Consider the following 25499-nt stretch of genomic DNA (forward strand, 5'->3'; position numbering starts at 1 on the left):
TGCATTTGCATGACGGTGTTACCGCGTGTTTTAGGGCTGCCTGGATGTCTAATGCGGTGGGTCCGCGACATGGAGTTTTCTCAATGGCCACAGCCGCAAGCAGCAATTTCGACAACCGCCTTCACCAGACCTTTCCCGTCCTGAGCGATACCGAAATCGCGCGCATCGCGCACTTCGGAACCGTGCAGCGCTTCGCCCGCGGGGAGCGGCTGTTCACCGCCGGGGAAACCAGCCCCGGCATGTTCGTCCTGCTCAAGGGCGTGGTGGCGGTCACGCAGCGCGACGGGCTCGGGCACGTGGTGCCCATCGTGCGCCAGGGCCCGGGCGAGTTCCTTGCCGAAGTCGGCCAGCTGAGCGGCCGCCCTGCCCTGGTCGACGGCCATGCCGAGGAAGAGGTGGAAGCGCTGATCGTGCCGCCCGCGCAGCTGCGCGCACTGCTGGTCGCGGAAGCCGATCTTGGCGAGCGCATCACCCGCGCGCTGATCCTGCGGCGCGTGGCGCTGATCGAATCCGGCGCCAGCGGGCCGGTGCTGATCGGCCGGCCGGAGTCGCCCGACATGGCGCGCCTGGAAAACTTCCTGCGGCGCAACGGGCATCCCTACCACCTGGTCGATGCGGCCGAAGACCCCGGCGCCGCCGCGCTGCTCGAGCAGTACGGCACCTGCAAGCTGCTGGCCGTGTGCCCCGACGGTTCGGTGCTGGTCAACCCCGCCGAAGACGCGCTGGCCCGCTGCCTGGGCATGGTCGACACCGCGGAGCACAACGAACTGTTCGACGTGGCGGTGGTCGGGGCCGGTCCGGCCGGCCTCGCGACCGCGGTGTATGCGGCCTCCGAGGGACTGCGCGTGATCGTGCTCGACTGCCGCGCCTTCGGCGGGCAGGCCGGCGCGAGTGCGCGCATCGAGAACTACCTGGGCTTTCCCACCGGCATCTCGGGGCAGGCGCTCGCGGGCCGGGCTTTCGTGCAGGCTCAGAAGTTCGGCGTGGAAATGCTGATCCCGGCCAAGGTGATGTCTCTGGACTGCTCGCGCGACAACCCCATGGGGGCCCTGCGCATCGCGCTGGCCGACGGCCGCGCCATCCATGCGCGCACGGTGGTGATTGCAAGCGGCGCACGCTACCGGCGGCCCGACGTGCCGCGGCTGTCCGAGTTCGAGGGCCGCGGCATCTGGTACTGGGCCTCGGCCATCGAGGCCAAGCTCTGCGCGCAGCAGGAGGTTGCGCTGGTCGGCGGCGGCAATTCGGCCGGACAGGCCGCGGTGTTCCTGTCGCGGCATGCGGCCAAGGTCAACGTGCTGGTGCGCGGCCCGTCGCTCGCGGCCAGCATGTCGCGCTACCTGATCGACCGCATCGAGGCCACGCCCAACATCGAACTGCATCCCCATACGCAACTGGTGAAGCTCATCGGCGACTCCGGCGAGGGCCTGACGGGTGCGACCTGGCGCTGCCAGACCACGGGCAACGAGCATGACTGCAACGCGCGCAACATCTTCCTCTTCGTGGGCGCCGAGCCCGAGACCAGTTGGCTCGACGGCTGCGGCGTCTCGGTCGACAAGCATGGCTTCGTGCTGACGGGCGGTGCGGCCAGCAGCGGCTTTCCGGCACGGCCCTCCACCGCGCTGGAATCCAGCGTGCAGGGCGTCTTTGCCGTAGGCGACGTGCGTTCGGGTTCGGTCAAGCGCGTGGGCGGCGCCATCGGCGAAGGCGCCGCCGTGGTCGCGCTGATCCACCAGCACCTGTCGTCCAGCTCCGCCGTTGCGTGAGCGTGCTGCGTCCGTAATTCCCGGCGCTGCACGCGCGCGGATGGCCGCGTATATGCTGCCTGCCTCGCATCACGACCAACCCTCAACACCGGAGCCCGCGACATGCCTGCATCGCCCATCGAGGTCTATTCCTGGCCCACGCCCAACGGCCACAAGATTCACATCATGCTGGAGGAGTGCGGCCTGCCGTACAACGCCCGTCCGATCAACATCGGCAAGGGTGACCAGTTCGCTCCCGAGTTCCTGCAGATCAGCCCCAACAACAAGATTCCCGCCATCACCGATCCCGACGGCCCGGACGGCAAGCCGATCTCGCTGTTCGAATCGGGCGCCATCCTCGTCTACCTGGCCGGCAAGACCGGCCAACTGCTGCCCAAGACCGACCGCGAGCGCTACGACGTCCTGCAGTGGCTCATGTTCCAGATGGGCGGCGTCGGCCCCATGCTCGGCCAGGCGCATCACTTCCGCATGTACGCCCCTGAAAAGATCGGCTACGCCATCGAGCGCTACAGCAACGAAGCCAAGCGCCTCTACGGCGTGATCGACAAGCAGCTGTCGAAGAACGAATTCATTGCCGGCAAGACCTATTCGATTGCCGACATTGCGATCTTCCCATGGCTGCGCAGTTGGGAAAACCAGGGCATCACGCTCACCGACTATCCGAACCTGAAGGCCTGGTTCGACGGCATTGCCGCGCGCCCCGCCGTGCAGCGCGGCGTGAAAGTGCTGGCCGACCTGCGCCAGCCGATCACCGGCGACAAGGAGCGCGAGATCCTTTTCGGCAAGACCCAATACGAGAAGCGCTGAGAGCGCAGTTATTCGGGCTAGAATAGAAGGCTTGTCGGGGTGTAGCGCAGCCTGGTAGCGCATCTGGTTTGGGACCAGAGGGTCGAAGGTTCGAATCCTTTCGCCCCGACCAAGAAAAATACGAATGCCTGCAATGACTCACGTTGTTGCAGGCATCTTGTTTTTCAGCCCGCGCCAAAAACAATCCCGGCGGTGAATTCCTCGCGTACAGTCGAATTCAACATCATCACTGACCGGGGTTGGCCGTGTCCTACTACGAACTCAAGATTGGCAACCAGACCGGGCTGGTCCAGGTCACGCAGGACCTCGTCTCCCACACCGCCACCCTGTACTGGATGCCCCGCCGCCGCCCCTTGCGCGCCACGGAAGAGATCAATTCCACGCCGCTGGCCCAGCACCAGACCTACGGGCCCTCGGAAGCGCAGACGCTCGATCTGCTCCGCGCATGGGCCGTCGAGAACTTCGAGCCGGTCGGCAATTTCGTCCAGATCTGATCGCCCTCCGGCACCCCGGGCTCCAGGGTGGATGTGGGTAGAATCCGGGGCTCCGTCCGGCCCGGAATCTGCCCGTAGCTCAGTTGGATAGAGCACCTGCCTTCTAAGCAGGTTGTCGGGGGTTCGATCCCCTCCGGGCAGGCCAATTTAGTGTTCCGCGAAGACCCACAAAGAACCGCGATCACCCATTTTCCCTCTGTAGAAGTGCATTCTTTGCTTCACAAAGAATCATGATGAACCGTTGAGATTCATCAAATTCGGGGGAACAATCGGGGGAACAAGTACAGTTTCGACCTCCGTCGCCGAAATTGTTCCCCCGTGCTCACCGACACCGCCTGCAAGAAGACTCTCTGCTCTGCGGACGAGCTGCGGCTGCGCCTCTCTGCCCTCCTCTTTCAGCGGCCCGGCAACATCCGGCAAATGCGCTGATCGGACCCTCGACCTCGATCAGGCGATATGGACGATCCCCGCGGGGACGCTGCGCCGCAGGGCTTCGACAATCACCGCAGACAGCGCATCTCAGCAAAGGGGGCAGCGGAGTCCTGCGCGACGGGGAAACAGCTTGGCCGTCCTCTCGGCTTGCATCGCGAGTTAGTTATTACCCATATGTAATACCAAATGTGTAAAACTTTTCTCACTAACGCCCTCTGATCCACCCGTGACAGAGGGCGAATTCTCCACCGTTGCAGTGGATAAGGCGGTGCACAAACACGCGCGCATGGCCGGAAAGTGTTGCCATGGCTGAGTTGAGGCGCAGCGCCTTGAAAAGCAGCACCTCGCCGTCTCTGAGCCCCTATCACTTCTGACTGTGGTGGCCCTCATCGAGTACCTCTCGTGTGCAGCGCCAGTGAGGACATTTGTCTCCCCGGAAAAGGTGCGTACCGCTCACGCGCGCGTGCGGCGCTTTTTCTACAGTGACTTCACGGCGAAACGCCTTGCGCCAGGACAGGCAAACAAGCGGCGCCGGTTGTCCACCTCACTGGAGAACGCACATGGAACGCAGCCAGCTACCCGGAAATTGCTTCTTGGTTCTTGTCTATTTGCTCGCGCTGCTTGCTTTGTGGCTCAGCAACTGAACGTGAAGCTGCCGGCCCGGGCCGACGCCAGCCAGCGTAGGAAATCCACCGTCAGCAAGAGGCGCCAAAACGATATGGCACCGGCGCCTTGCAGGTTCACGCTGGGTTGATGGCAACCCAACAAGAGCAGCACAAGCAAGGCGACATCGGCCGCCGCCTGATGTGGATCCTGCTGGCCGTCATTGCGGTCATCGTCGTGGCGGTGCTTTTCTTCTACGGCATCACCGATCCATCGAAAGGACCGGGCAACGTTCCTGCAAGCGGCGCCGTGGCGCCGGCCCGGGAGAACGCCAGCCCACCCAAATCCCGCCAGGAAGAAGGCCGCCTTCGAGCGCCGGCTCACCGCCATCCGCACCCCAAGGCCTATGCCGAACGTGGAATCGATAGGCAGCATCGACCGGGGTATCTTCCGAACCGGACCGGCACGCGGGACGATGCGCGCCCTTGTCACCCCCATCACCCTCAGGCCGGGAGACGTAACGTGGCGCATGCGCTTTTCAAGCAGATCCTCATGACGCGGCTGCCAATGCGGTTCTACAGTCCGTCTGAAATAGACCGGCTCAAGGACCTGCGGGATGCCGGATACATCAGGGTGGTGTTCTCGCCGCCGCAAGGCGCGGCGGCGCCCTCTGCAACGGTGCACGAGGTCACGAACCTGGGACGCGCTGCCGCGCGCTACTTCGGATCGGGCGACGGGCCGCACCCTGATCTGCCTTCGGTCGCCTTCGTACTTCCTTGCCGGCACGATCCGGCCGGTTGATCGTCTGGCCCGGTTCAGGCCGCGCTCGCCTGCGCCACCGCTTCCAGGAACTCGAATCCCATCGTCCGCGCGTGATAGTGCAATCCGCCATCCTGCACGATCAGGAAGCGTGCGCCCTTCATGCCTGTGTTGTGATGCGAATGCGGCGCGCCCGGCGGCGTGACAAGGGTCGCCCATGGCTCCCATTGGCAATGCACTCCGCCGACCGTCGAATGGCATGCGTCGCCCTGCACCACCAGCGTGACGGCCGCGGAATTGTGGCGGTGCGATCGTTGATGCGTCTGCGGCTCCAGGGTGTTGAAGCTCAAGGTCAACGTGGGCGTCAGGTTGCGCGCCGGCTCCTGCCGGTCGGACGAAAAGATCAGCGCACGGCCCGAGGTCGCGTCGCTCGTGGCCATGGAAAGGATCAGTGCGAACTGCCGTTCGATCTCGTCGGCGGGATAGTGCACTGCATCGATGAGCGCGCTCGACGCCGCGGGCGGCTGCGACCCGTCGAAGGCCAGCTGCGGCTCGTTGCCCACGGTCCACAGCAGCGCGCCTGCGGGACCGGCGCTCAGCCGATAGCCCTGCGCCGCGGGCAGCAGGAAGACGTCGCCCGCGCCGAATGCAAGCCCTTCGGCCATGCCGCCAAGCTCGCCGCTCCCTGAAATCACATACCAGACCGAGCCGGTGGCGTGGACGTCGAACGGCAACGCCTCGCCGGGCGCAACACGCATGTAGCGCGCGAGCATGAGCGGCGTGGTGGCCGCAAACCCGCAGTCCAGCGCATCGGACTGGTCGCAATCGAACACGCCGAACGCATTTGCGCGCGGTGGCGCGAAGCGCCGTGCAGGCACTTCGGGCAGCTTCACATTGAATGCATTGCCGGAGTTGAAGTAGCGTGCCCGAGCCTGCGCAGCGGTCGCGGGCACTGCGGGCTGCTGTGCAGGCAGGTCCGCCATGTCGGTGATCAACTCGCTCATCTTCAAGCGCCCTCCCCGCCATCTGCATACGGCAGCAGCACGCGCAGCAGCACGTCGGCACCGGCCGCCACATGCGCCGGCTCGGCCCACTCGTGCTCCGCGTGGCTCACCCCGCCGCGGCAGGGAATGAAGATCATCGCGCTCGGACACAGCGCCGCCATATGGCGCGCGTCGTGGCCCGCAGCGGAAAGAATGGGCATGTGCGGCTCCCCAAGCTGTTCCGCCGCGGCGGCAATGGCCGCCTGCAGCGCGGGATCGAAGGCATTGGAGGGCGCATCGACCAGCCGGGTCGACGTGGCCTTGCAAGGTTCGGCATGCATGCCGCACAGCGCGTCCAGCTGTTGGCCCAGCAGGCCGAGTACGTCGTTGTCGGGATGGCGCAGATCGATGCGCAGCGTGACGCGCTCGGGCACCACCGAGGGCGCATTCGGTTCGACCTGGAGCCGTCCGATGGTGAACTTCACCGCGTCGTCATGGCCGCCGATCTTGCTGTAGCACGCCGCCGCGACGCGTGCGAAGGCGGCGAGCGCGTCGCGCCGGCCGGCCATGGCGAGCGTGCCGGCATGGCCTCTTTCGCCATCGATCACGACGTCGAATGTCTTCTTGCCCTGGATGCCGGTGACGACGCCGATCACCCGCCCTCCCGCCTCGAGCACCGGGCCCTGCTCGATGTGCGCTTCCAGGTAGGCCTTCAATGGAAAACCGAGCGGCCTGCGCCGCAGCGACGGGAATGCGGCATGCAAGGCATCGAGTGCCTCGGCCACCGAGACGCCATCGGCATCGCGCGCCGCACGCACGGCCTCGAGGGTGCGGACGCCGGCGAAAGCTTCGGAGCCCATCATGCCGGGTGCGAAGCGCGAGCCTTCTTCGTTCATCCATGCCACGCAGACCATGTCCGCCGGCGGGCGCACGCCCCGCTCCGCGAGCACGGTCAGCACCTCCAGCGCCGCGAGCACGCCGTACACGCCGTCGAAGCGGCCGCCGCCGGGCTGGCTGTCGAGATGGCTGCCCGCGAGCACCGGCGGCGCCTCCCGATCGAAGCCGGGCAGCGCGATGAAGAGATTGCCCGCCGCATCGGTCGCGGGCTCCAGCCCCGCCGCCCTGGCCCAGCCGATCATCAGGTGCCAGGACTCGATCTCTTCCGCGCTGAGCGCCTGCCGATCGACGCCGCCCCCGGCGGTGGCGCCGCAGCGCGCGAGCGCCATGAGCCGCTGCCAGAGGCGGTCGGCATTGACGCGGCACGCGGCCAATGTGCGCTCCGACATTGCCTGCGCCATCAGTCGGTCTTCATGATCTGGCTGGGCAGCGCGCGCGGATCGCGCGGCTTCCACTGGCCGGCCTCGACCTGCGCGAAGAACTCCGCCAGCAAGGCATTGAACGCGGCCGGCTCTTCCAGGTTGAGCGTGTGGCCGGTCTTCGGCATGACGGCCAGGCCGCAGGCCGGAATGGTTTTCTTGAGGAAGATGCCGGGCTGCAGGCAGTGATCGTCCTCGTCGCCGACCACCACCAGCGAAGGCGCACCCATCACGCGCAGTTCGGCCTCCAGGTCGTAGATCGACGGACGCCGTGCCTGCACGCCGCGCATGGTGTTGGCCGCCCCGACCGCGTCGTGCTGGCCGAGCCAGGTCGCAAATTCCTGCCAGCCGCGCGGGTCCTTGTTCTGGAACTGCACGCGGCTCGCGCCGAGCGAATAGGTGCGTGCGAAGCGTTCGGCACCCTGCAGTTCGAACTGCTTCGCCACCTCCAGCGAGACGCCGCGGAAATATTCCTCGTGTTCCTTCTCGGCGCCGTAGCCCGCGCCGGCAATCACCAGCGAAGCCGCGCGCCCGCTGTGTCGCAGGCCGAAGTGCAGCGTCGCGAAGCCGCCCATCGACAGGCCGACGATGTGCGCGCGCGGCAGTTGCAGCGCATCCATGACGGCGGCGATGTCGTCCGCGGCAATGGCCTGCGAGTAGCGTTCCATGTCCTTCGGCACGTCCGAGGGCGGATAGCCGCGTGCGCCGAAGGTCACGCACTGGTGGCGGCGCGCAAAGTAGCGCATCTGCGGCTCCCAGCTGCGATGGTCGCCGCCGAACTCGTGCACGAACACGATGGGCGTGCCGCTGCCGGCGGTTTCGTAGTACAGGCGGACACCGTCCGCGGTGGTGGCAAAGCTCATGGCGTTCCTCAGAAAAGCGCCGCGGTGGCGGGAAGGTTGCGCGCACGCTCCACGGCTTGCGGCAGCACGTCGCACAGGGCCTGCGCCCAGGCCTTGGGCACGGTGGTCGATATCTTCACGAAACGATGGCCGAAGCGCGGCGTGTGGTACGTGCCCTGCCGCACCATGATGTCGTGCTCGCCCAGCGCGCTGACCAGCGCCTCGGGCGTCACGCCCGCGCCGCTGCACTCGACCACGATGAAGTTGGCCTGCGACGGAAACACCGGCACTTCGAAGCCGGGCAGTTCTGCAAAGGCCTCGACGATCATTCGCTGGTTCTCGCGCTGCTGCGCAATGACCTCGGCCATCCACTCGTCCTTCACCGCAAGGCCCGCAATGGCCGCGCGCTGCGCGAGCACGCTGGCGCCCAGCGGCGCCTGCGAGTGCGGCAGGATGCGCGCGAGCAATTCGGGCGACGCAACGAGCGCACCCAGCCGCAGTCCGGCCAGGCCCAGCCACTTCGAGAAGCTCACGATCGTCACCGTGCCTTCGGGATAGAAGCGTGAAGCCAGCGTGTGGCTGTCGGCGAAGTCGCGGTAGGTGCAGTCGTGGATCAGCACGGCGCCGACTTCTCGGGCACGCATTGCGAAGGCACGGATCTCGTCTTCGGTGTAGGTGGTGCCGAGCGGGTTGTTCGGGTCCACCAGGTAGATGACCGCGGTGTTCTCGTCGGTCGATGCGGCGAGCGCATCGGCCGAGAGCTTGAAGCCATGCTCGGGCCCGTAGATCGGGATCTCGGTCAGCACCGAGCCTGCCTTGGCCGCAAACTGCAGCGGCCATTTCCAGCCGGGGTCGGTGGTGACGAAGCCCTTGCCTTCCCTGCAAAAGGCACGGCAGGCCAGCGCCAGCGCGGACACCGCACCGTCGGTCACCACCGCCGATTGATCCGGCACGCCCAGGTCGGCCACGATGGCCGCGCGCAATGCTTCCATGCCCAGCGGCGGCGCGTAGGCGTGAAAGCTCTCGTCGTCGATGGCATCGTGCAGCGCCTTGCGGACGGAAGGGTGCAGCGGAAAGTGGTTGGTGTTCTGGCCCAGCCACATCAGGTCCGGGTTGGTGAACAGGCGGTCGAAGTACTGGTTGCGGGTTTCGGCGTCGCCGGTCACGGAAGGCACGGCTGCCACGGGGTTCAGCGCCGCATTCATGCCGCAATCCTGCGGGCCTGCTCGGCCTCGATGACCTTCTTGCTGGTCTTGATGATCGAGCCGCGCGCCGCAATGCCGCCGTCGATGGTCACCACCGTGCCGGTGATGTAGCCCGCGCGCGGCGAAGCCAGGAACACCATCAGTTCCGCGACTTCCTCGGGCGTGGCCGGGCGGCCGCCGGGGTAGTTGTCGAACAGCTCTTCCCAGCGGCCTTCGTCTCCGTGGGTGTCGAGCGCGCGGCGCTTCATGAGCTTGACCATGCGGTCGGTCGCCACCGGGCCGGGGTTCACGCCCACCACGCGGATGCCGTCGTCCAGGCTCACACCGCCCAGCGCGCGCGTGAAGGCCATGACGGCGGCATTGCCGGTGGAGCCGGCGATGTAGTTGGCGTCCCAGTTCTCGCCGGAGTTGCCGATGTCGTTGACGATGACGCCGCCGCCCGCGGCCTTCATGCGTGCGTAGTAGATCTGGCTCAATTCCATGTAGCCCAGCACCTTGAGCTGGAAGCCGCGCCGCACGGCCGCGAAGTCGAGCGACTCGATCGGGCCCGGGGGAATGTCGCCCGCATTGTTCACGAGGATGTCGACGTGGCCCGCCGCCTCGGCAAGCAGGTTCATGGCACCGGCGGCCGCCAGGTCCATCGGATGGACCTTCACGTTGATCGGATGGATCTTCTCGATCTCTTCCTTCGCGGCCGCGAGCGCGCCGCCGTCGCGCGCCGCCAGGTGCAGGTGGCAGCCTTCGGCGGCGAATGCGTGCGCGGCGGCAAGGCCAATGCCCTTGGAGGCGCCGGTGATGAGAACGGTCTTGCCTTCGAGTTCGAGTTTCATGGATTCGGGTCCTGGGATGCGATCAGAGAAATAGGTTGGAGAAGTGGGTCAGCTTGCGCCGGTGTCCTGCTCGGACAGCGCCGCGATCAGGTCGACGATGTCGTCCTCGAGCAGGCTCACGTGATCGATGGCGGCGTCGAATGCGGCCTTCGGGTCGTTGCGGCGGATCGCGTCGAGGATGGCGCCGTGCTCGCCGATGGTGGCCGTCATGCGGCCGGGCTGGAAGGTCACGTAGCGCCGGTAGACGCGCACGCGCTTTCGGAGTGCGCGCGTCTGCTCGGCCAGGTAGTGGGTGTTGGAGGCCTCGTACAGCGCGTCGTGGAAATCCTGGTTCACGTCGTAGAAGCGCGAGTGGTCGCCCGAAGCAAGAATGCTCGTGAGCTCGTCGTGCAGCGCGCTCATGCGCGCCTTCTGCGCCTCGGTGGCGCGGCGCGCCGCGAACTTGGCGCACAGGCCTTCCATCACGGCCATCATCTGGAACATCTCGATCAGCATCGGCAGCGAGATGCGCGCCACGCACACGCCGCCCTGGCGGCTGCGCAGGTCCACCAGGCCGGTGGCGGCCAGCGCCTTGAGCGCCTCGCGCACGGGCGTGCGCGACACCTTGAAGCGCTCCGACAGCTCGGCCTCGTCGAGCCGCGTTCCGGGCTTGAGCACGCCGCTCACGATCAGGTCTTCGAGCGTGTCCTTGAGTTCGTCGGACAGCGTGGCGCCGCCCTTCACGCGCTGCCGGTCGCGGCCGCGCAGCGCCGCGGGCTGGGTGGTATCGGATTCGTCGGGTTCCATGCTGCTCATGTCTTCTTTCTTGTGGTTGTCGTCGGGAGATGCCGCCGGACCGCCTGCCATCGCCGGCTTCAGAAGGGACGGTCGCCGGCCACGGTGGTGCGGTGCATCACGCGGCGGTAGGCCGTGTCGTCATAGGGTGTGGCGCGGTGCATGGTGCAGCGGTTGTCCCAGATCAGCAGGTCGCCGGCGAGCCACTTGTGGCGATAGCTGAACTCGGGCGAGATGGCGTGGGCATTGAGCTCGGCCAGCAGCGCGGCGCTTTCCTCCGGCGGCAAGCCGTCGATCTGCTTGACCACGTCCTCGCCCACGTAGAGCGACAGGCGGCCCGTCTCGGGATGCGTGCGCACCAGCGGATGCACCACGTCGGGCGTGGCGGCAAGCTGCTCGGGCGTGAGCGGGTTGCGGTCTGCAAAGGCCTTGCCGTAGTAGTTGGCGTAGCTGTGCGTGGCCGTCAGGTGGCGGATGCGCGCCTTCATGCCGTCGTCGAGCGCATCGTACGCGGCGTGCATCGAGGCAAAGAAGGTGTCGCCCTCCACGGGGGGCACTTCGAGCGCGTAGAGCAGCGCGCCCATCGAGGGCTCAGCCTTGTACGAGAGATCGGAATGCCAGTTCCAGCCCTCCTTGTGGTTGCCGATGGGCTTGCCGTTCTCCGACACATTGGACAGCACGTACACCTCGGGATGCTCCTTCTTCAGGAACTGGGTGAGCACATGGCCCAGCAGCGGGCCGAAGCGGCGCGAGAACGCGACGTGCTGCGCCTCGTTGATGCGCTGGCCGCGGAACAGCAGCAGCGAGCGCTGGTTGAGCGCATCGCGCAGCACGGCAAAGTCGCTGTCGCTCACCGGCTCGCGCAGGTCGATGCCCTTCACTTCGGTGCCGATGAATGAGGTGAGATTCTCGAGTTGCATGGAAAGAAAAACGTCTCGGGGATTGAAGAAAAGAAGGAACAGGCCTCAGAGCCTGTAGTCGGGTTGGGTGCGCTCCAGCATGCGCAGGAACGCAGGCCATTCGCGCGTGCCGGGCGGCAGGATGTCGCCGGCAAATTCGGTGAACTGGCGCGCGGCCAGCGCACTCACTTCGGGCCGCGGAAGCACCAGCGCTTCGCCGGGCGCGATCCCGCCCTGGGCCAGCAGCTGCACCTTGGCGGCCTTCTCGAAGTAGTACATGAGGATGAAGGCCTCGGGGATCGTGCGGCCCACCGTCAGGATGCCGTGGTTGCGCAGCACCAGCGTGTTGTGCGGGCCGAGGTCGCGCACCAGCCGCCCGCGTTCTCCGGTCTCCAGCGCCACGCCTTCGTAATCGTGGAAGGCCGTGTGGCCCTGGTAGCGCATCGCGAACTGGCTCAGCGGTGCCAGGCCGCTGGGCATGGCCGCGATCGCGGTGCCGGCGTCGGAGTGGGTGTGCAGCACGCACAGCGCGTCGGGCCGTCCCGCATGGATGGCGCTGTGGATCACGAAGCCGGCCTGGTTGACCTCCGCATCGGTGTCGTCCACCTTGTTGCCGTCGAGATCGATCTTCACCAGCGACGAAGCGGTCACTTCGGAGAACAGCAGTCCGTAGGGATTGATGAGGAAGTGGTGCGCCGGCCCCGGCACGCGCGCCGAGATGTGGTTGTAGATGAGGTCGTCCATGCCGAAGTGCGCCACCAGCCGGTAGCACGCCGCGAGCTGCACGCGCAGTGCGGCTTCGGTCGCCGGATACGCCGCGGGATTTGTCTTCGTCGTCATCACCGCCACCACACCAGTTTCTGATCGATCCAGACGAGCACGCCGTAGAAGGCCATGCTCGCCACCGAAGCGACCAGCACCGCCGACCACACGCTCAGCAGGTCGACCTGCTGGGTCGATTCATAGATCATTCGCCCGAGCCCCGCATAGGCGCCGAGCATCTCGCCGACGATGGCCACGATCATGCTGCGCGGCACGCCGATGCGCAGCGCCGTGACCACCGACGGCATCGCCACCGGCAGGCGCAGCCGCCACACGATCTTGAGCGGCCCCGCGCCGAAGCTGCGCATCAGGTTCACGGCGGCCAGGTCGGCCTGCTTGAGTCCGTGCAGCGCATTGACCAGCATCGTGAAGCCGACAGCCAGCGCGACCAGCGCGATCTTCGATGCGGCGCCAAGGCCGAACCAGATCAGGAACAGCGGCGCATAGGCCACGGTCGGCACCGCGTTCACGGCCACGGCCAGCGGCATCACGACGCGCTCGAGCGGCGGCGCGAGCAGCAGCACCACCGCCACCAGCAGGCCGAGCACGCTGCCCAGCGCATAGCCGCCAAGCGCCTCGCCGAGCGTGGCCAGCAACGCCGCCATGAGACGGCCGGCGTCGGTGAAGGCATGCTGCACGATCGCGCCCAGGCTCGGCAGCACGAAGGGCGGAATCCTGAAGAGCAGGATCGCGCCTTCCCACGCCGCGAGCAGCACGATGACGCTCAGCACCACCGGCACCACGGGCGATGCACTCAGCTTTCGCTTCGCCACCATACGAGCCTCCTTTCCACGAAGGTGAGCAGCCCGTAGAGCAGCGCCCCCATCAGCCCGCAGGCAAACATCACGACCCACAGGCGCAGCACCAGGTCGGCATTCATCGCCTCCATCAGCATCACGCCCAGGCCCACGGTCTCGCCGAACCATTCGCCCACCACCGAGCCGATCAGGCTCAGGCCGATGGCCACGCGCAGGCCCACCATGATCTGCGGCAGCGCCGAGGGCACGGCCAGCTTGAAGAACATGACGAGGCGGCCGGCGCCGAAACTCTTCATCAGCGCGATGCGCTGCGGGTCGCACGACTTGAGGCCGCGCAAGGTGTTCACAGTCACCGGGAAGAAGGTGAGGAAGAACGCGGTCATCACCTTGGCGAGCAGCGAGTTGCCGAACCAGATGACGATCAGCGCGCCGAAGGCCACCACCGGCACGGTCTGCGACACCACGAACAGCGGGAACACCGAACGCTCCATCCAGCGCGAGTAGGTGAACACGGTGCCGCAGAGGCAGCCGAACACCGCGCCCATCGCAAAGCCCAGCACGGTTTCGAGCAGCGTGCGGCCGAAGCCCCGCATGAGCTGCGGCCACACCGACCACGCATCCTGCGCAATTGCACTCAGCGCCGGCAGGTAGCGAGGCGACGGCGCGAAGGCATGCACCGCGATCTCCCACACGATGGCGAGCCCGACGAAGGCCAGCACGGGCGAGCGCAGGATGCGTTGCATCGGCGAGCTCACGAGGCGCGCTCCTCCTGGGCGAAGGTCTTGCGGCTTTCCTCCTCGATCTCCGCGAGCAGGCGCTGCTTGAGGCCGATGAACTCGGGCGACAGCACGATCGACGGATCGCGCGGGCGCGGCAGGTCAACCACCGTCTCGCTCTTCACCGTGCCGGGCCGCGCCGTCATCACCAGCACCTTGTCGCCGAGCACGATGGCTTCGTCGATGTCGTGCGTGATGAAGAGCACCGTGCGGCGGTGGCGCGCCCAGATCTCGAGCAGCCAGTGCTGCATGCGGCTGCGCGTGAGCGCGTCGAGCGCGCCGAAGGGTTCGTCGAGCAGCAGCAGATCGCGCTCGAACAGGAAGGTGCGCATCAGTGCCACGCGCTGGCGCATGCCGCCCGAGAGCTGGTGCGGATAGTGGTCGGCAAAACCGGTGAGGCCGAACTCCGGCAGCATGGCGCGCGCACGCTCGCGCGCCTCCTTGCGCGGCACGCCCTCCACTTCGAGCGCGAGGATGGCGTTGTCCAGCACGGTGCGCCACGGAAACAGCAGGTCGCGCTGCGGCATGAACGACACCTTGCCCAGCAACTGGCCGTCGCGCTGCGGCGTGCCGCCGAACAGCAGCGAGCCGTCGTCGTCGGGCGGCAGCAGCCCCGCAATCATGTTGAAGAGCGTCGACTTGCCGCAACCCGAAGGGCCCACGAGCGTGACGAACTCGCTCTTCGCGATCCGCAGGTCGACGCCGGACACCGCCACCGTCTGCGCCTGGCCGTCGCCGAAGCGCTTCCACACGTTGACGAGCTCGAGCATCGGCGGTGCCGGCGTGCCGGCGGCGGCGGGCGGCATCACTTCGTGAGGCATGAACTTCATGATCGCGCGGCGGCTCAGAACTTCTTGTCGGTGGCCGGCACCTGCGTCCAGAAGCTCGGGTCGTAGGCCTTCGACAGGTCGGCCGGTGCCTTCAGCGCCTTGTAGCCCACCAGCTGGGCCTGCATCTTCTCGACCGTCGGCAGGTCGATGGCGAGGATGCCGTCGGTCGTGCCCCTGCCGGCCTTCACGAGCTTCTCGAACTCGTCGAGCATCGCTTCCTGGTGCGCGCGGTTCAGGCTGGGCGACGCGGCCATGACGATGTCGATGGCTTCCTTCTTGTTCTGCAGCGCGTACTTCCAGCCCTTGATGGTCGCGTTCATGAAGGCCTGCACCTGCTGCGGCTTCTCGTTGCGGTATTTCTCGGACACGAGCACCGTGTCCTGCTGCACGATCACGCCGTAGTCGTCGGGCTTGATGAGCGTGAGCTTGTCGCCCAGGCCCTGCGCCTTGAGCACGTTGAGCTCGTTGTAGTAGGTGGCGGCGGCGACATCGAACTGCTTCTCGACGAAGGGCGCCATCGAGCCCGACTGCGGCACGATGGTCAGGTCTCCCTGCTTCATGCCGGCCGAAGCCAGCATCGAATAGAGCGTGTACTGCGTGCCGGTGAACCACGTGGCCACCTTCTTGCCCGCGAAGTCCTTCACCTGGGTGATGCCCGAATCCTTGTAGGCGACATAGGTGAAGGGCGTGGTCTGCACGGTCACGCCGATGCACACCAGCGGCAGGCCCTTCTCGCGCGCCAGCAGCACCGTCTCCGTGCCGCCGGCGAGGCCGAAGGTGTCGTTGCCCGACGCGACGAGGGTCTCGACGTTGAGGTTGGGCCCACCCGGATTGATCGTCAGGTCGAGGCCGCCCTGGTCGTAGAAGCCCTTGGCCTTGGCCACATAGAAGCCGGCGAACTGCGCCTGTGCCAGCCATTTGAGGCGCAGCGACACCTTCTCCGCAGCGGATGCGGGCAGGCTCGCAAGAAGCGCCATCGACGCTGCGGCGAGAGTCAGGAAACGCAAGGACTTGAAAGACATGTGGAAGGCCTCATGGATACAAAAAACTCTTTAAGCAGTATCCATGCCATGCAATTTCAGACGGTTTACGGCCTCTGGGGCGGCGAATTGGCCCGGAACATGCACTCCCGCATGGCCCCTGCCCCAATTTGAATCCTCCATGAACCGAATCCATGCGCTCACCGCTCTCTCCGCCCGCGAAGCCGCCGAGCAGATGGCGCGAGGCGGCCTCCGCACCGCGGACTATGTGGATGCGCTGTTGCGGCGCAGTGCCGCAGCCGACTCCCTCGGTGGCCTGCTGCACCAGGACGCGCAGCGCCTTCGCGGCGAAGCCACGGCCCTCGACACGGCGCCCCGGCCCGCCGCGGGCACGCGCCCGCTGCATGGCGTGCCGCTCGCGTTCAAGGACAACATCGACGTGGTCGGCTTTCCCACCACCGCCGGCAGCCCGTGGATGGCGGACCACCGTCCGCGCCGGGCGGCGGGCGTGACGCAGCGCCTGCTGGCTGCGGGTGCGCTGGTGTTTGGCAAGACGAATCTGCACGAGTGGTCGCAAGGCGTCACCGGCCACAACCACGCTTTCGGCCCGTCGCGCAACCCCTTCGATCCCTCGCGCATTTCAGGCGGCTCGAGCGGTGGCAACGCAACATTGCTCGGCATGCGCGCCGTTCCCGCGGCCATCGGCACGGACACGGGCGGCTCGGTCCGGGTGCCGGCCGCGCTGTGCGGCCTGGTCGGCTTCAGGCCCACCATCGGCCGCTGGCCTGGGGACGGACTGGTGCCGATCTCGCCCACCTTCGACGCCGCAGGCGCCATGGCGCGCAACGTAGACGACTGCGTGCTGATCGACCATGCCGTCGCCGATGGCCCGCTGCGGCTGGCGCCGGCACCGCTCGCCGGCATGCGCCTGGGCGTGCCGCAGCGCTACTTCTGGGAGGAGATCGATCCGCCGGTGGCCGCGTTGGCGCAGGATGCGCTCGAGCGGCTGCGGGGCGCCGGCGCGGTGCTGGTGCCCTGCGAGCTGGGAGAAGCCGGCGCGCTGTTCCAGCAGGGCTCGATGTCGATCTCTCTCCATGAGATCCTGCCTGCGCTGCAGGCCTACTTCGCGCGCCACGAGCGTCCCTTCGATGCCCGCGCACTCGCCGATGCCGTCGTGAGCCCCGACGTCCGGCCGCTGTTCGAGCGCCTGTTCGGACCGGGCGCGATCGGCACGCCGGCCTACCGCCACGCGCTCGGCGTGCTGCGCCCGCGCATGCAGCAAGCGTATCGCCGCTGCTTCGCGCAGAACGCCATCGCCGCGCTGGTGTTCCCGACCAGCCCGCTCTGCGCGGCGCGCATCGGCGAAGACGTGGAGGTCATGCTGTGCGGCCGGCCGGTATCGGCCTTCTCCGCCTACATCCGCAACACGGGTCCGGCCGGCATGGCGGGACTGCCCGCGCTGAGCCTGCCGATGGGCCTCGCGCGCGGCGGCCTGCCCGCGGGAATGGAACTGACAGGCCCGGCCGGATCGGACAGTGCGCTGCTCGCGCTGGCGCTCGCCATCGAAGCCGTTCTTCCGCCCGCGCCGGTGGCGCCCGCCATCGCCTGAAGGCTTACATCGCTTCGCGCGAGCGGCTGTCGCAGCATGCCACGGCCCTCTGCAATCGTTGCGGCATGCACACCATGGACACCCGACCGATCTTTCCTTCCTGGTGGCGCATCGGCGCGCTTGCCTATACGGCCGCGGGCGTGGTGTGCGTTGTTTCGAGCGCGGCCTTTCCGGGCAGCGAGATGGCCATGCTGGCGGCGATCGCCGGGGCCTTGCCCTGGTCGCTCGCCCTGCTGACGCTCGACCTGGCGCCGGGCGTGGCGCAGACCGCGCTGCTCCTGCTGGCCGGAAGCTGGGCCGTCAACGCGGGGCTCTTCTGGTGGCTGGCGCTGCGGCGACCGGCGCACCGGCTGCCGGCCCGGGACGACTGACGAAGCATCGCCGAAGGCCTTTCGGTGCGATCATTTCGCCATTCGTTCATCGCGCCCGATGCGCGCCCCCGTACTCCGAAGGTTTCCCATGCTTCCTGATACGCAAGTCAACAAACCGCTGATCGGAATTGCCGGCGGCCGGCAATCGCTCGACACGCCGGCGCTGCTGCTCGATCTTGGCGCCATGACGCGCAACATCGAACGCATGGCCGCCTTTGCCAAGGCGCGCGGCATCGGCCTGCGGCCGCACGTGAAGACGCACAAGTCGGTGGAGATCGCGCGCCGCCAGGTGGCCGCCGGCGCCATCGGCGTGAGCTGCGTCACGCTGGGCGAGGCCGAGGTCATGGTCAAGGCCGGCATTCCGGACGTGCTGATCACCTCCCCGGCCGTCACACCGAGCAAGATCGCGCGCGTGGTCAAGCTGGCCAGGCTGGCCGGCCCCGGCGGAATGATGGTGGTGGTGGACGACCCGCGCAATGCCGCGGACCTGGCCGCAGCCACGCTCGGCCTGCCGCATCCGCTCGAGGTGCTGGTCGACTACGGCGCCGGCTACAACCGCACGGGCGCGGCCAGCGAAGCGCAGGTGCTCGAACTCGCGCGCTGCATCGCGGCCGAGCCGCGCCTGAAGCTGCGCGGATTGCAGGCCTACGCCGGCAACCTGCAGCACATCGTCGACCGCCAGCAGCGCAGCGCCGCCGCGGCCAGCCTGCGCGAAACCATCGCGCGCATCGTCGCGGACGCCAGGCGCAGCGGCATTCACTTCGAGATCGTCACGGGCGCGGGCACCGGCACGCACGACCTCGATGCACAGCGCGACGCCTTCACCGAACTGCAGGCCGGCTCCTATGTGTTCATGGATGCGGAATATGCACAGGTGCTGCAGGACAGCCCGGGGCAGCCTTCACCGTTCGAGGTGTCGCTGTTCGTGCAGACGGCGGTGGTGAGCACCAACGCGGCGGAATGGGTCACCGTGGACGGCGGCACCAAGTGCTTTGCGACCGACTGCGGCGTGCCGCTGGTGGCACGCGGCGCCGATCCGGCGAGCCGCTACGCCTTCTTCGGCGACGAGCACGGCAAGCTGTTTTGCGCCGGGCAGCGGCCCGCGCTCGGCGGCCGGGTGGAGTTCATCACGCCGCATTGCGACCCGACCGTCAACCTGCACGATGCCTACCACGTGGTCGACGGCGACACGCTGGTTGCCATCTGGCCGGTGGACGCGCGCGGCAGGCACTGAAAAAACCCGCATCGGGGCCTGCGGCCGGTTCCCCGCGGCCGTCAGGCGCGCGGCAAGGCTGCAAGAAAGGTCGATACGACGATGGCGGCCGCACGGTCCAGCTGGAGGACATCGGCCACCTCGAAGGAGTGCAGCGCACTGCGTACGCCCCCACCGGCCGGCTCGCGGATTTCCACAAGCACTTCCGCCGCCAATTCGCGGTCGCTGCGCGGCTGGCCGTCGGGAAGCATCACCCACTCGTCCACCTGGTCGAACGGAATGCTGCGGAAGACCGCGACGACGGGCAAGTACCTGTAGCGATCCTCGCCCACCAGCACGGGCAAGCTGAGGTTGCAGAAAAAAGTGGTCGACATGCAGAGCGCCGTCGCAATCAAAAGGATTAATTGTTAGGGAATGTGACCAAGACATCCACCTTTCCCGGCCCTTTTTCCTTTGCGAGACGTGATCTTCCTCACACAATGTGAAGCTTTGTGGTGGAGATCGAACACCCTACAAGGATACTTAATTCTTACATATCGCACGCCGAGTGTGTCGGTTTGCCTGTTTTCTGCACCAAGAAGGCAAAAAAAGAGGCCGGAACCCGGCCTTTGGGGCACTGCCGGGCCGCTCAGGCCGGTGCGTTGAATCTCGGCGGCCGCCGCTCGATGTTGGCCTGCACGGCCTCCGTCTGGTTCGCGCTTCCGATCAAGGCCTGCTGTTCCACCGATTCGGCAATCAGCAGATCGGCCGCGCTGTGCGACAGCGCCGCGTTGAGCAGGCGCTTGCCCGCCCGGATGGCGTCGGGGCTCTTGCCCGCGATGCCGTGCGCCATCTGAAGCGCCTCTGCCAGCGGATCGGCCACCAGCCGCGTGGCAAAGCCGAGCTGCAGCGCTTCCTCGCCCGAGAAGATGCGGCCCGTGAAGGTGAGCTCGCGCACCACGTCGCTGCGGGCGAGTTCGCGCATCAGCACCATGCCGCCCATGTCGGGCACCAGGCCCCACTTGATTTCCATCACCGACAGTTTGGTGTCGGGCGCCACGATGCGGATGTCGGCCCCCAGGGCCACCTGGAAGCCGCCACCGAAAGCCACGCCGTGTACGGCGGCAATGACGGGCACCGGCACCTCGCGCCAGGCCATCGCGACGTACTGGGCTGCATTCGAAATGCCGTGCGTGCGCGCGGACAGGTCGGTGCCGCCCGCGGCCGTGCCCAGCACCGCGCTGGCGGCGCCCTGCCCCATGCGCTCGAAGGAGGCCATGTCCAGGCCCGCGCAAAAAGCCTTGCCCTGGCCCGAGATGACCACCGCGCGCACCGCGGCGTCGCCGTGCAGGGCTTCGCCCGCTTCGATCAGCGCGTCGAACATCGCGGGATCGAGCGCGTTCATCTTGTCCGCGCGTGCAAGCTGCAGTTCCACCACGCCGTCGGGGTGGCGGGTCCATTCGATTCGCTCGGCCATGGCAGTGTCTCCTTCGATTCTTGCGCCAGTATCGCCCGGTACGGGCGCTCGGCGATGATGGCGCCTGTCGCCTACCCAACACCCCTGGACCCATGCCCCTGGACCGCCGGATCTTTCTGCAATCGGGTGCCGCCGCCGTGGTGGCGCTGCTCCATTCCCCTGGCGCCAGCGCACCCGGCGGCCCGGGCCGGCCCGTGCTCGGCTTCACCGCGGTGCCGGCGTCGCTGCGCGATGCGGTGGTGGTGCCGCCGGAATACGAATGGCAGCTGCTCTATCCCTGGGGTACGCCCACCGGCATCGCCGGGCATCCCATGCCGGCCTTCGCGCCCGACGGCAGCAACAGCGCCGCCGACCAGGCGCTGCAGGCCGGCATGCACCACGACGGCATGCACTTCTTTCCGCTCGCGTCGCCGGACCGCGGCCTGCTCGTGATGAACCACGAATACACCGACGAGCAACTGCTCCATGCGGGCGGCAGCAAGGAATGGACTGCCGAGAAGGTGCGCAAGTCGCTGCATGCGATGGGCGTCTCGGTCATCGAGGTCCGCCGCACGCGCGATGGCTGGCGCCAGGTGAGGCCCTCGCCCCACGCACGGCGCGTGCACGGGCAGACACCCATGCGCATCGCAGGCCCCGCCGCGGGCGCGGCGCCGATGCGCACCGCCGCCAATCCGGCCGGCGACGAAGTGCTCGGCACCTTCGCCAACTGCGCGATGGGCGTCACGCCCTGGGGCACCTACCTGACCTGCGAGGAAAACTTCCATGGCTACTTCGGCGGCCCGAAGGAATCGGCGAAGGACATCACGCCCGCGCAGCGCCGCTACGGCACGGTGCCGGGCTCGCAATGGGTGGAGTACTGGCGCTTCGAGGAACGCTTCGACATGAGCCGGCATCCGAACGAGCCCCACCGCTTCGGCTGGGTGGTGGAAATCGATCCCTTCGACCCCGCGGCCAAGCCGGTCAAGCGCACCGCGCTCGGGCGCAAGCGCCAGGAAAGCGCGACCTGCACGCTGGCCAGGGACGGACGCGTCGTCGTCTACATGGGCGACGACGCGAGGTTCGAATACATCTACAAGTTCGTGAGCCACGGCAAGGTCTCGATGGCCGGCGACGGCTCCCGGGCCTGCGCCAACAGCCGACTGCTCGACGAAGGCACGCTCTACGCCGCACGCTTCGATGCCGACGGCCGCGGCCGATGGCTCGAACTCGTGCATGGCCGCAACGGGCTCGACGCGGACAGCGGCTTCGCCGACCAGGCCGAGGTGCTGATCCACGCCAGGCTGGCCGCCGACGCGGTGGGCGCCACCAAGATGGACCGCCCCGAATGGATCGCGGTGCATCCGCAGACGGGCGAGGTGTATGTCACGCTCACCAACAACAGCCAGCGCGGCGAGCCGGGCAAGCCCGCGCCCGATGCGGCCAACCCGCGTGCCGGCAACCGCTTCGGCGGCATCCTGCGCTGGCGCGAGGACGGCAGCGACGCCGGCAGCGCGGGCTTCGGCTGGGACCACTTCGCGCTCGCTGGCGACCCCTCGCAGGCGGGCAGCGGCGCGCACTATCCATCGGACGATGCCGACGTTTTCGGCAGCCCCGACGGCCTGCACTTCGACGGCGGCGGCCTGCTCTGGATCCAGACCGACATGAGCGGCCAGTTCATCGGCAAGCCGCCCCATGCCTCGCTCGGCAACAACCAGATGCTGTGCGCCGATCCGGCCACGGGGCGCATCAAGCGCTTTCTCACGGCACCCAGCGGCAGCGAGGTCACGGGCTGCGTGGTGACGCCGGACCGGCGCACGCTGTTCGTCAACATCCAGCACCCGGGCGAATCGCGCGACGACGGCAGCGCCACACCCAACAGCGCATGGCCCGATGGCGCGGCACCCGGCAGCGCGCGGCCGCGATCGGCCACGCTGGCGATCCGCCGGCGCGACGGCGCTATCGTTGGCACCTGAAGCCAAGGAAGCACAGGAAAGGAGACCTTGCATGAGCATCCGCATCGTTCGCCTCGGCACGCCGCGCACGGCCGGCGAAGGCCTGCGCATCGGCACCGTGCGCCGCCCGCCGCGCGGCGTTCCGAAGACCGAGTTCGCATCGCAGGACTGGTATGACGTGTGGTATCCCAATCTCGCGCCTTCCGCAGAAACCATGAAGCTGGGCCAGGAGGCGGAAACCCCCGCACAGTGGAACGCCTTCATGCGCAAGTACAAGTCCGAGATGGCCGAGGCCGATGCGAGCCGCAGCATCGACCTGCTGGCTGCCCTGTCGCACACCGCGGCGTTCTCGGTCGGCTGCTACTGCGAAGACGAGTCGCGCTGCCACCGCTCGCTGCTGCGCGGCCTGCTGGCCGAGCGCGGGGCGGACATCGCGAACTGATTCGTTCAGACCGGCGGCAGGGCCACGAAGGCCGGCAGCTTTTCCGCATCGGCGGCAAAGGCTGCGAGCGACGGGCAGTCGGCGGGTGCGACAAATTCGGGGACCATCATTTGCGTGAACCCCCACGCGACGGCGCTGGTCAGGCCGGCCTGCCCGATGGCGGTTTCACCGGCCGGTACCGGCAGCTTCGCAATCTCGCCCTCGAGCCCCGCGTAGGCGACGGCCAGCTGGCCCCGCACCCGGTCGACCCACGGCGCATGCTGCTTCTCGGGCGGGCGCAGCTTGCGCTCGTAGACGATCTGCACCGTTTTCTCGCAGGCCGCGAGCGCGAGCCCCAGCACCCGCAGCGCATGCAGCCGCTGGGTGCCACCGGCCGGCATGAGGCTGCGGCCCGCGATGGTTTCCGCGTGGTCGATGATCAGCGTGGAATCCATCAGCAGCGTGCCGTCGTCGCAGACCAGCGTCGGCGCCTTGACCACGGGATTGATCGCCTGGAACTGTTCGAAGGTGCTGAAGACCGAGATCGACCGGTGTTCGAACGCAAGCCCCAGCAGGCGCAGCGAAATGGCCGTGCGGCGCACGTAGGGGGAATCGAGCATGCCGATGAGTTGCATCTTGTTTTTTCCTGAGGGATGAGGCGCAACGATAACGCCTGTCAGCGCTGCGCCTTGTCCTTCTGGTTCTGCGCCTCGATGCGTTCGCGCGCGGCCTGCCAGTCGTCGTCGCTCCACTGCCGCAGCTCGTAGAAGTTGCCGCCCGTGGCCAGCGCGTTGCCGCCGTCCATCATGATGCTCTGGCCGGTGAGCCAGTCGCACTGGCCCGGCGCCATGAGAAAGGCCGCGAGGTTCTGCAGCTCGCTCATGCGGCCGGTGCGCGCCATCGGGTTGGTCTTCTTGCTGCGCGCGCCCGGCTCCTCGCCGGGATTGAGGCGCTTGCTCATGCCTTCGGTCGGAATCTCGCCCGGCCCGACGGCATTGAGGCGGATGCCATGGCGCGCCCACTCCACCGCGAGCGACTTGGTCATGACCTCGATACCGGCCTTGCTCATGGCCGACGGCACCACGTAGGGGCTGCCGTTGTCGACCCAGGTGACGATGATGCTCATCACGCTGCGCATTGCATCGCCCTGCTTCCACTTGCCCGCCTTGGCCTCGGCCACCCAGCGCTTGCCCACCGCCTGCGTGACGTAGAAGCTGCCGTGGAAGACGATGTTCGCAATGGCGTCGAAGGCGCGCGGCGAGAGGCTCTCGGTCGGCGCGACGAAGTTGCCGGCGGCATTGTTGACGAGCCCGGTGAGCCCGCCGCTCTGGAACAGGCTCTCGACCATCTCGTCGACGCTCTGCGCCACGCGGATGTCCACGCCGAAGGTATCGATGCGGCGCCCCGGAAACTGCTGGCGCCACTCGGCCGCGGTTTCCTCGCAGACCGACTGGCGCCGGCCGCAGATGGCCACGTCGGCGCCCAGGCCCAGAAAGCGCTCGGCCATCGCGCGGCCCAGGCCGGTGCCGCCGCCGGTCACGAGAATGCGCTGGCCGCTCATGAGGGAAGGTTCGAACATGGTGGTCTCCTTGGTCGTTGCGGCAGCGCCAAGGCAGGGAGCGCCGCCAACGCACATGCTACGCGCGCTGCCGGTGCCGCGGCTTGCGAAATCCGGCTCCCGGCACCGAGTGAGAATGGCAGCCGACCTGTTTCCTGGAATCCGCCCATGCCAACTTCCACAGCTCCCCCCTTCCAGCCGCTTGCCGGCGTGCGCGTGCTGAGCCTTGCGCTCAACCTTCCGGGCCCCGCGGCGCTGCTGCGCTGCCGGGCCATGGGCGCCGCCTGCGTGAAGCTCGAGCCGCCCGCCGGCGACCCGATGGCGCACTACAACAAGACCGCGTACGCCGCGCTGCACGAAGGCATCGCCGTCCGCACCGCCGATCTCAAGAGCGAGGCCGGGCGGCAGCAGCTGCACGCCGAACTCGCGCAGACCGACGTGCTGCTGACCTCGTTCCGCCCTTCTGCGCTGGCCAAGCTCGGACTCGACTGGGCCGCGCTGCAGGAGCGGCATCCGCGGCTGTCGCAGGTGGCGATCGTCGGTGCGCCCGGCGCGCGCGCCGAGGAGCCGGGGCACGACCTGACCTACCTCGCCGAAAGCGGCCTCGTCACCGGCACCGAGTTGCCGGCCACGCTCTTTGCCGACATGGGCGGCGCGCTGCTCGCGAGCGAAGCCGTGCTGCAGGCCACCCTGCATGCGCGGTCCTCGGCCGGCGCGAACGGGCTGTACCTCGAGGTGGCGCTCAATGCCTCGGCCGACTGGCTGGCACTGCCGCGCACCTGGGGCCTCACGCAGCCCATGGGCACGGTCGGCGGCGCGCATGCGGGCTACCGCGTCTATTCCTGCGCCGACGGCCGCGTGGCGGTGGCGGCGCTGGAGCCGCATTTCGCGGCCCGGCTCTGCGAGGCCGCGGGCGTGTCGCCGCCCGACATGATGGCGCCGGCCACGCACACCGCGCTGGCCGCCTGGCTCGCAACGCGCACGCGCGCCGAGCTCGACGCCATGGGCCGCGAGCGCGACGTGCCGCTGCTCACGCTGGCCGCCTGACGGGGCGGCTGGCCGGCGCG

General features: G+C 67.8%; 26 protein-coding genes and 2 tRNA genes. 12 read left to right on the plus strand and 16 right to left on the minus strand.

All coding sequences use genetic code 11. From position 1 onward, the window contains the following. Positions 1-83: 83 nt before the first annotated feature. The 6 genes from EJO66_RS17330 to EJO66_RS33000 all read left to right on the plus strand — a co-directional run bounded on the left by EJO66_RS17330 (position 84) and on the right by EJO66_RS33000 (position 4900). Entirely contained in the window at positions 84-1763 is a 1680-nt protein-coding gene (locus tag EJO66_RS17330; RefSeq protein WP_185738278.1) for an FAD-dependent oxidoreductase, read from the plus strand. Positions 1764-1865: 102 nt separating this feature from the next. Continuing rightward, the gene (locus EJO66_RS17335; protein WP_125965682.1) at positions 1866-2570 is read left to right on the plus strand and encodes a glutathione binding-like protein; all 705 of its coding nucleotides are present in this window, start codon (positions 1866-1868) and stop codon (positions 2568-2570) included. 35 nt (positions 2571-2605) lie between these two features. After that, positions 2606-2682, plus strand: a tRNA-Pro gene (locus tag EJO66_RS17340). Between the two features lie 133 nt (positions 2683-2815). Then, positions 2816-3064 carry a hypothetical protein gene (locus tag EJO66_RS17345; protein WP_124957723.1) on the plus strand — a complete coding sequence of 83 codons (249 nt, stop codon included), beginning with the start codon at positions 2816-2818 and terminating at the stop codon, positions 3062-3064. A gap of 68 nt (positions 3065-3132) precedes the next feature. After that, a tRNA-Arg gene (locus EJO66_RS17350) sits at positions 3133-3209 on the plus strand. Between the two features lie 1040 nt (positions 3210-4249). Next, a complete protein-coding gene (locus EJO66_RS33000) occupies positions 4250-4900 on the plus strand; it encodes a hypothetical protein (RefSeq protein ID WP_240648595.1) in 651 nt (216 codons plus the stop codon). Positions 4901-4914: 14 nt separating this feature from the next. Here the strand turns inward: EJO66_RS33000 and EJO66_RS17365 are convergent, their stop codons facing one another. From EJO66_RS17365 to EJO66_RS17420, 12 genes are read right to left on the minus strand one after another with little or no spacing between them, the layout of a single operon-like run. Then, positions 4915-5862: a cupin domain-containing protein gene (locus tag EJO66_RS17365; RefSeq protein ID WP_124957722.1), complete on the minus strand. Its 948-nt coding sequence runs from the start codon at positions 5860-5862 to the stop codon at positions 4915-4917. Positions 5863-5864: 2 nt separating this feature from the next. Beyond that, positions 5865-7139: a hydantoinase/carbamoylase family amidase gene (locus EJO66_RS17370; RefSeq protein WP_223262205.1), complete on the minus strand. Its 1275-nt coding sequence runs from the start codon at positions 7137-7139 to the stop codon at positions 5865-5867. Beyond that, positions 7139-8020, minus strand: a complete 882-nt coding sequence (locus EJO66_RS17375) for an alpha/beta fold hydrolase (RefSeq protein WP_125965683.1) — start codon at positions 8018-8020, stop codon at positions 7139-7141. The genes EJO66_RS17370 and EJO66_RS17375 overlap by 1 nt, the downstream gene beginning before the upstream one ends. 8 nt (positions 8021-8028) lie before the next feature. After that, on the minus strand, positions 8029-9204 hold the full coding sequence (locus tag EJO66_RS17380) for a pyridoxal phosphate-dependent aminotransferase (protein ID WP_125965684.1): 1176 nt from the start codon (positions 9202-9204) through the stop codon (positions 8029-8031). After that, the gene (locus EJO66_RS17385) at positions 9201-10034 is read right to left on the minus strand and encodes an SDR family oxidoreductase (protein WP_125965685.1); all 834 of its coding nucleotides are present in this window, start codon (positions 10032-10034) and stop codon (positions 9201-9203) included. Before EJO66_RS17385 ends, EJO66_RS17380 begins: the two co-directional genes overlap by 4 nt. Before the next feature lie 48 nt (positions 10035-10082). Further along, complete coding sequence (locus EJO66_RS17390; RefSeq protein WP_240648596.1) at positions 10083-10829, minus strand: GntR family transcriptional regulator; 747 nt, start codon at positions 10827-10829, stop codon at positions 10083-10085. 59 nt (positions 10830-10888) lie between these two features. Beyond that, positions 10889-11728, minus strand: coding sequence for a TauD/TfdA dioxygenase family protein (locus EJO66_RS17395; protein WP_124957718.1), 840 nt, complete (start codon positions 11726-11728; stop codon positions 10889-10891). 45 nt (positions 11729-11773) lie between these two features. Continuing rightward, complete coding sequence (locus tag EJO66_RS17400) at positions 11774-12547, minus strand: class II aldolase/adducin family protein (RefSeq protein WP_125965686.1); 774 nt, start codon at positions 12545-12547, stop codon at positions 11774-11776. Then, complete coding sequence (locus tag EJO66_RS17405; RefSeq protein WP_124957716.1) at positions 12547-13305, minus strand: ABC transporter permease; 759 nt, start codon at positions 13303-13305, stop codon at positions 12547-12549. The genes EJO66_RS17400 and EJO66_RS17405 overlap by 1 nt, the downstream gene beginning before the upstream one ends. After that, on the minus strand, positions 13284-14030 hold the full coding sequence (locus tag EJO66_RS17410; RefSeq protein ID WP_240648597.1) for an ABC transporter permease: 747 nt from the start codon (positions 14028-14030) through the stop codon (positions 13284-13286). The genes EJO66_RS17405 and EJO66_RS17410 overlap by 22 nt, the downstream gene beginning before the upstream one ends. A gap of 8 nt (positions 14031-14038) precedes the next feature. Further along, entirely contained in the window at positions 14039-14893 is an 855-nt protein-coding gene (locus EJO66_RS17415; protein ID WP_124957714.1) for an ABC transporter ATP-binding protein, read from the minus strand. Between the two features lie 14 nt (positions 14894-14907). Beyond that, on the minus strand, positions 14908-15915 hold the full coding sequence (locus EJO66_RS17420; protein WP_124957713.1) for an ABC transporter substrate-binding protein: 1008 nt from the start codon (positions 15913-15915) through the stop codon (positions 14908-14910). Between the two features lie 139 nt (positions 15916-16054). Here EJO66_RS17420 and EJO66_RS17425 point away from each other — a divergent pair, with 139 nt between their 5' ends. From EJO66_RS17425 to EJO66_RS17435, 3 genes are all read left to right on the plus strand, one after another. Beyond that, the gene (locus EJO66_RS17425; RefSeq protein ID WP_164547846.1) at positions 16055-17482 is read left to right on the plus strand and encodes an amidase family protein; all 1428 of its coding nucleotides are present in this window, start codon (positions 16055-16057) and stop codon (positions 17480-17482) included. A gap of 74 nt (positions 17483-17556) precedes the next feature. Then, positions 17557-17853, plus strand: a complete 297-nt coding sequence (locus EJO66_RS17430) for a hypothetical protein (protein WP_223262203.1) — start codon at positions 17557-17559, stop codon at positions 17851-17853. An 88-nt stretch (positions 17854-17941) separates the two neighbouring features. Further along, entirely contained in the window at positions 17942-19087 is a 1146-nt protein-coding gene (locus tag EJO66_RS17435) for a DSD1 family PLP-dependent enzyme (RefSeq protein ID WP_125965688.1), read from the plus strand. Between the two features lie 41 nt (positions 19088-19128). Here EJO66_RS17435 and EJO66_RS17440 read toward each other — a convergent pair whose 3' ends face one another. Both EJO66_RS17440 and EJO66_RS17445 read right to left on the minus strand, forming a co-directional pair. Next, entirely contained in the window at positions 19129-19440 is a 312-nt protein-coding gene (locus EJO66_RS17440) for a hypothetical protein (protein ID WP_125965689.1), read from the minus strand. Between the two features lie 254 nt (positions 19441-19694). Further along, a complete protein-coding gene (locus EJO66_RS17445) occupies positions 19695-20522 on the minus strand; it encodes a crotonase/enoyl-CoA hydratase family protein (protein ID WP_125965690.1) in 828 nt (275 codons plus the stop codon). 92 nt (positions 20523-20614) lie between these two features. On the opposite strand from EJO66_RS17445, the gene EJO66_RS17450 reads away from it, so the two are divergent. Then, positions 20615-22474: a PhoX family protein gene (locus EJO66_RS17450; protein WP_125965691.1), complete on the plus strand. Its 1860-nt coding sequence runs from the start codon at positions 20615-20617 to the stop codon at positions 22472-22474. A gap of 31 nt (positions 22475-22505) precedes the next feature. Further along, on the plus strand, positions 22506-22895 hold the full coding sequence (locus tag EJO66_RS17455) for a DUF488 domain-containing protein (protein WP_125965692.1): 390 nt from the start codon (positions 22506-22508) through the stop codon (positions 22893-22895). Positions 22896-22900: 5 nt separating this feature from the next. Here EJO66_RS17455 and EJO66_RS17460 read toward each other — a convergent pair whose 3' ends face one another. Together EJO66_RS17460 and EJO66_RS17465 are read right to left on the minus strand one after the other, a co-directional pair. Beyond that, positions 22901-23509, minus strand: a complete 609-nt coding sequence (locus EJO66_RS17460) for a glutathione S-transferase (RefSeq protein ID WP_124957706.1) — start codon at positions 23507-23509, stop codon at positions 22901-22903. 41 nt (positions 23510-23550) lie between these two features. Further along, positions 23551-24453 carry an SDR family oxidoreductase gene (locus tag EJO66_RS17465; protein WP_124957705.1) on the minus strand — a complete coding sequence of 301 codons (903 nt, stop codon included), beginning with the start codon at positions 24451-24453 and terminating at the stop codon, positions 23551-23553. A 147-nt stretch (positions 24454-24600) separates the two neighbouring features. Here EJO66_RS17465 and EJO66_RS17470 point away from each other — a divergent pair, with 147 nt between their 5' ends. Continuing rightward, complete coding sequence (locus EJO66_RS17470) at positions 24601-25479, plus strand: CoA transferase (RefSeq protein ID WP_125965693.1); 879 nt, start codon at positions 24601-24603, stop codon at positions 25477-25479. Positions 25480-25499: the final 20 nt, after the last annotated feature.

Origin of the sequence: Variovorax beijingensis, from assembly GCF_003951285.1 — a bacterium.
Lineage (GTDB): Bacteria > Pseudomonadota > Gammaproteobacteria > Burkholderiales > Burkholderiaceae_C > Variovorax > Variovorax beijingensis.